Source organism: Synergistaceae bacterium (assembly GCA_031267575.1).
GTDB lineage: Bacteria > Synergistota > Synergistia > Synergistales > Aminobacteriaceae > JAIRYN01.
This window is the reverse complement of record JAIRYN010000013.1, coordinates 1-5,512: the sequence shown is the minus strand read 5'-3', so window position 1 is coordinate 5,512 and position 5,512 is coordinate 1. Positions and strand designations below refer to the sequence as shown.

Annotated in this window: 6 protein-coding genes and 1 tRNA gene; 3 read left to right on the top strand and 4 right to left on the bottom strand. The window is 51.9% G+C overall.

The features are described from left to right. Positions 1-246: IS200/IS605 family transposase (gene tnpA / locus LBJ36_01790; GenBank protein MDR1377773.1), on the top strand; the 246-nt coding region annotated here is incomplete at its 5' end. A 291-nt stretch (positions 247-537) separates the two neighbouring features. Beyond that, on the top strand, positions 538-1,572 hold the full coding sequence (locus tag LBJ36_01785; protein ID MDR1377772.1) for an HAD family hydrolase: 1,035 nt from the start codon (positions 538-540) through the stop codon (positions 1,570-1,572). A gap of 76 nt (positions 1,573-1,648) precedes the next feature. Here LBJ36_01785 and LBJ36_01780 read toward each other — a convergent pair whose 3' ends face one another. The 3 genes from LBJ36_01780 to LBJ36_01770 all read right to left on the bottom strand — a co-directional run bounded on the left by LBJ36_01780 (position 1,649) and on the right by LBJ36_01770 (position 4,043). Next, entirely contained in the window at positions 1,649-2,107 is a 459-nt protein-coding gene (locus LBJ36_01780) for a 23S rRNA (pseudouridine(1915)-N(3))-methyltransferase RlmH (GenBank protein ID MDR1377771.1), read from the bottom strand. A 265-nt stretch (positions 2,108-2,372) separates the two neighbouring features. After that, entirely contained in the window at positions 2,373-2,897 is a 525-nt protein-coding gene (locus LBJ36_01775) for a C-GCAxxG-C-C family protein (GenBank protein MDR1377770.1), read from the bottom strand. A 66-nt stretch (positions 2,898-2,963) separates the two neighbouring features. After that, positions 2,964-4,043 carry an AI-2E family transporter gene (locus LBJ36_01770; GenBank protein MDR1377769.1) on the bottom strand — a complete coding sequence of 360 codons (1,080 nt, stop codon included), beginning with the start codon at positions 4,041-4,043 and terminating at the stop codon, positions 2,964-2,966. 181 nt (positions 4,044-4,224) lie between these two features. On the opposite strand from LBJ36_01770, the gene LBJ36_01765 reads away from it, so the two are divergent. Continuing rightward, positions 4,225-4,312: transfer RNA gene (locus LBJ36_01765), tRNA-Ser, on the top strand. 285 nt (positions 4,313-4,597) lie between these two features. Here LBJ36_01765 and groEL read toward each other — a convergent pair. After that, positions 4,598-5,512, bottom strand: a 915-nt coding sequence (gene groEL / locus LBJ36_01760; GenBank protein MDR1377768.1) for a chaperonin GroEL, incomplete at its 5' end; no start/stop codon positions are given.

The following is a 5,512-nucleotide window of genomic DNA, read 5'->3' as shown; positions in this document are numbered from 1 at the left end:
GTTCAGATTGCGAAGCTTGAGATCATGCCGGATCACATTCACGCCTTTGTCAAAACGCGGCCTATAAACGCTCCTCACTATATTGTCCGACAGCTCAAGAGCTATACGGCAAGAGTATTACGCTTGGAATTTCCTCATCTCCTGAAAATGCCTTCCTTGTGGACACGTTCGTACTATTGTGAATCTGTGGGGCATATTTCAGAGAAAGCTATCATGAAGTATATTGAGGAGCAGAAAAATAAATGAGAACCTACGTTTTCAAACTCTACCAGGACAAACGGAATAGACATCTTCACCGTAAGATTAGCCTTGCCGGCTCGATCTATAATCATCTGATCGCGCTTCATCGCCGCTATGATCGGATGTTCGGATATTCGGTAAAAGCCTCAATGTTATCTGTTTGCAACGGCATATAACCAAACTGAAGAAAATTCAACGCTACGGACACTGGAATAATATTGTCGATCTTAGAATCCCATGACTTTAGTCGTGGGAGTATGTCAAAAAGTTTTGGAGATCGAAGGGGTATATGAATCGATGAGGTCTTTTATTTTGATGCTTTCCATGGCCTGTGTTGCGCTCTATGGCTATGCCTTGGCGGGGTTTGCTGGATATTCTTTTGGGCGGGGCAGGCCGGACTATATCGCCTGGGGGTTGGGCGCGGGAACTCTGTGCGGCGCGGCGGCGATATTTCTGTGGAGAAAATGGACAAAGGAGACGACGCCGGACCTGCTCATCTTCGACGTAGACGGCGTGTTGCTCAACACCCAGGATTCCTTTCTGGTGGCCACGGCGGAGACGGTGCGCTGGTGCTGGGGCAACCTCATGGGAGGAGTTGTGGACTGCGAGGGATATAACTTGGATTATTTCAGCCGATGTAAGGCGCACCCCGCCTTCAATGACGACTCGGTGGTGGCTTGGACCCTCTTGCGCTTCATGGGCAAAACGGGCCGAAAAAGCATGAAAGACGCCTTGCCTTCTTTGGATCAGTGGGAGAAGGATCTAAAAGACTTAGACCTGACCGCTGCCCGCCAGGAAAAGACCTGGGGAACGATCAAGGCTCTTCCCCAGAGAGAAGTCGCGTATGTTCTGGAGGAATTTTACTACGGTAAGGAGGATTATCTGGCGCTGCGGGGCACTCCCAAGTATGGCATCGGGCAAGAGGGACTCTGGATTAGGGAAAGCCCAGGAACATTGAAGAATTGGAAGGACATGGGATTACCCGTGGGCATTTACACAGGGCGCACTCAGGGGGAAGTGACCCTAGCTCAAAGAAGCCTGAACTGGCTCGACTTTCCGCGGGAGATGCTAATCAGCTCCGACGACGGGATCTTGAAGCCGTCGCCTGTGGGTCTATCAACTCTTTGTGAGCGAACCGGGGCCCAGTTTCCCATGTTTTTCGGCGATACCGCCAGTGACAAAGAGGCGTGGCTCGCTTTCGGTAAGGGCGCTTTTGTGGGTATCGGTCCCATCTTAAAACCCGACGCCGCGAAAGAGGGGTTTCTCCATTTTGACACCTTGGAGGAGGCTCTATCCGCTCTTTTGCCTGCCTCGCTTCCATTGATTCATTGATCCATTGACCCGTTGATCCATTGACCCGTTGATCTAGAACGGCTTTATAACTCCGATTCAGCGGTGGTAGCTAGATTCAATGGTGGTAACCAGAACCCTGCAAAATAGAGAAAGCGCGGTAAAGCTGTTCGGCGAGAAAAAGAAAGCACATTTCATGAGTGAAGGTCATGCGAGAAAGAGACAAATCAGCGTCGGCCCGACGCAACAGGGTCTTGGAAGCGCCCCAAGGCCCGCCGATGACCAGAACAAGCCTGCCCTCCGTCGCCGCCATCTCCCGCGAGAGCCACTGGGCAAACTCCATACTACCTTGCTCTTTCCCGTCCTCCCGCAGGAGAACCAATCGGTCCCGGGGGCGGATACGCCTTAATACCTCCTGGCCTTCTCGCTCTACGCGGTCCGCCGGCGGGCCCGTTGGGTCGGGGATATGTTCTGTGGTTACGGCTCCATCGGGATGAATCCGGCTCAGATATTCCCCGGAAAGGGAGGCGATCCTTTTGTCTTTCAACTTGCCGACCGCGAGAACAAGAATTTTCATAACGTGTTAAGAAGCAATTCTCTGCCGGTCAGTCAATTTTATCCTAGTTTTTGTATTTGCCGCTCTTATCATTCCTTCGGCCTATTCCTTCAGCCTATTCCTTCGGCTTGAACCTCTCCGGTACGTTAATCTCCACAAAGATAACCATTCCTTTCGCTACGCTCAGGCACAAAACATTATGAAACGCACAAAGAGTGCGCTTAAGCGCTTATTTTGATATTACGCTGTTCGAGACACAGACACACTACAGATCTCTATATATAGATCAAATTAAATTTTCATTGTTCAGTATTTCGAAGACCCAGTTCACGGCGTTCGCGCAGACCGAGGGACATTTGTCGTCGTGTCCTCCATCTCGAACAAAACGCTCGAACTCCTGGGGATCGCTCAGGTCGTAGGCGCGTCCAAGGATTTTCCGGTGTACACCATGACATTCAGCCGAGCCGTATTCACTTTGAAATTTCTCCACGAGCTTTTTGCTCATGTCCAGACAGAGGGCACGTCTTTTGCCGGGGTCCGCGAAATCGTCGTAGGGTCTGCCCCAAAAACAAGAAAGGGCCATCACCCCTCCCACTAGCGCGCCACACGCGTGCCCAGAACGACCGATTCCACCGGCCAAGCCTGTGGCGGACTGAAAAACCCCATCCTCCACATGTCCCAAAGTCTCCTTGACGGAGGCTAGCACGACCTGGGCACATCCTCCATAGATCTGCTCATACTTCCACGCTAATTTCGTCGCCTTTTCGGTCAATATTTCAAATTCTGTTTTTTCCACTTCTGTTTTTTCCACGCGAACACTCTCCCTTCAGGTACCATAAATATAATGCCATAGCTCACGGAACAAGACCGAGGATTTTTACGATTTTTGCTCTTCTTTTTCCAGGTTTTCCAAATCTAAAGGCGCAGAGTTTGATTCTCTTGTTTTTTCCGTGCCACTTCCCATCATGATAGCGATGGGTTGGAGAGATGGAAAATTTTCACAGACGATTTTGATGGTGGACGCGATGGGCACGGACAAAAGCGCCCCCGGGATTCCCCATATCGTTCCCCAGAGCAGGAGGGAGAGCAGAATGACCACAGGACTCAACCCCAGACGATCTCCGACGACCTTGGGGGTGATAACGTTGCCGATGGTCATCTGTATTGCCCCAAGAGAAAGCAACGTCACGACCGGTTTGATGTATCCTGGAGAGAATTGCAGCGCCGCCATCATGACGGGAGGGATGGTGGCAATGATGGACCCCACCGTGGGGATGAAGTTCAACAGGAACGTCAAAACTCCCCAGCCCGCGGCCAGCTTCACACCCAGAATTTCCAGAGCCAACCACGCGCAGGATCCCGTCGCCAAGCTGATGAGGGTCAGGGTCCCGAGATAGTTGCTGATCTGATCGGACACTGAGGTCATGATGTTTTTGATTTTTGTGGCGTTGTGCCCGGAGAAAGCGCGGTCGATTTTGTTGTCTAAGAAAGGAGCCTCCAGCAGCATGAACATCAAGAAGACGAGGACCAGCACGAACTTGCTGGAAAGAGCAAAGACAATCTCTGAGATGTTGCGCAGGTACCGTCCCAAAATGTCCATCCAACTAATACGGGGGATGGATTCAGGCGGAATTTGTAGCAATTTCAAGGCATCGAGGGTTATTTCGTTGAGTTTCGAGTAGTACTGATTGAAGGTGCGGCTAAATTCCACAATTTGTCTGGCGCCGAAACTGATACCAACGTAGCAGAGACCGAAAAAAACGGCGAAGACAAGAATGACGTTCAAAAACTGAGGTAATTTGATCTTACGCCCTAGGTCGATGATGGGACGAAAAACCTGCAACATGAACCACGCGACCACCAATGGAATGAACACCCCGCTGGCCAGGTTCAGAATGGTGCAAATCGCAAGAGCACACAGTAAAGCGACCAACCCCAATAAGACTTTAATGTTCATCTCGATCGCTCCCGTTCTAGAGACGTTTTCCTACAAGTCTCATTTTCATTCTAGCACGCGAGGCGCGTTTTGAAAGCACTAGAAGTTACTCTGATGGCGAATCGACGCGCGCAAATAATCACGATGCTATAGGGATTCTCAAAAAAGGGTGTTTCGTGTATAATAGCTTCTGTCGTTTCGCGGAGACGTGGCCGAGTGGTCGAAGGCGGGCGCTTGGAGAGCGTCTGAGTAGTAATACTCCTAGAGTTCGAATCTCTACGTCTCCGCCAAGACAAAAAGCAATATCCATTAACAAATAACAAAACATAAAACCCCGTTTAGAAGCGGGGTTTTATCATTTCCAATCGCTGTTAGCGATTAATAGAGAGTCGTATACTTTAGACATGATTTGTACCCCGTTTTGTCCTTCGCAAGATTGTGGGGTACAAAATGAATTGTAAATACTACTCAATATAGGTTCAATATATAGGTTCAATGTCGATCTCACCTGGAGAGCGGTACACACGCGAAAAGCCAAGGGGATGACTCCCTTGGCCTTCAGCTTTCGTTATTTTCTAGTACATACCGTCCATTCCACCCATGCCACCCATTCCGCCGGCACCGGGCATCGGATCTTTCTTCTCAGGCTTGTCGGCCACAATTCCCTCGGTGGTCAGAACCATCGCCGCGATGGAACCGGCGTTCTGCAACGCGGAGCGGGTAACCTTCACGGGATCGATGATACCCGCGGCAACCATGTCGATGTACTCGCCCGTAGCGGCGTTCAAGCCTTCGCCAGGTTTCAGCGTTTTGACCTTCTCGACGACAACGTCTCCCTGGTAACCGGCGTTCTCGGCAATAAGGAAGAGAGGAGCCTTCAGCGCCTTCAAAACGATCTGCGCCCCTGTCTTGACGTCACCTTCCAATTTGGTGATAAAATCTTCCAGAGCGCTGGAGCAATTGATTGGAGCAACGCCGCCGCCAGCCACGATGCCTTCCTCGACGGCCGCCCGAGTCGCGTTCAGCGCGTCCTCGATGCGGTGCTTGAGTTCTTTCTGCTCAGTCTCGGTCGCAGCCCCGACCTGGATGACGGCAACGCCGCCGACCAGCTTCGCGAGGCGCTCCTGGAGCTTCTCCTTGTCGTACTCGGACGTCGAATCCTCAAGTTCCTTGCGGATCTGCGCAGCGCGGTCCTTGATAGCCTGCGAGTCGCCAGCGCCCTCGACGATTGTCGTCTCCTCTTTGCCGACGCGGACCCTCTTCGCCTTGCCGAGCATGGAGAGATCGGCGTTGTCGAGCTTGAGGCCAATGTCCTCGCTGATGACGCGCGCGCCCACGACTGTCGCGATGTCCTGGAGCATGGCCTTGCGGCGGTCGCCGAAGCCAGGCGCCTTGACGGCCACTACCTGCAAAATGCCGCGAAGCTTGTTGACAACGAGCGTCGCAAGGGCTTCGCCCTCTACGTCCTCAGCGATGATGAGAAGGGGCTT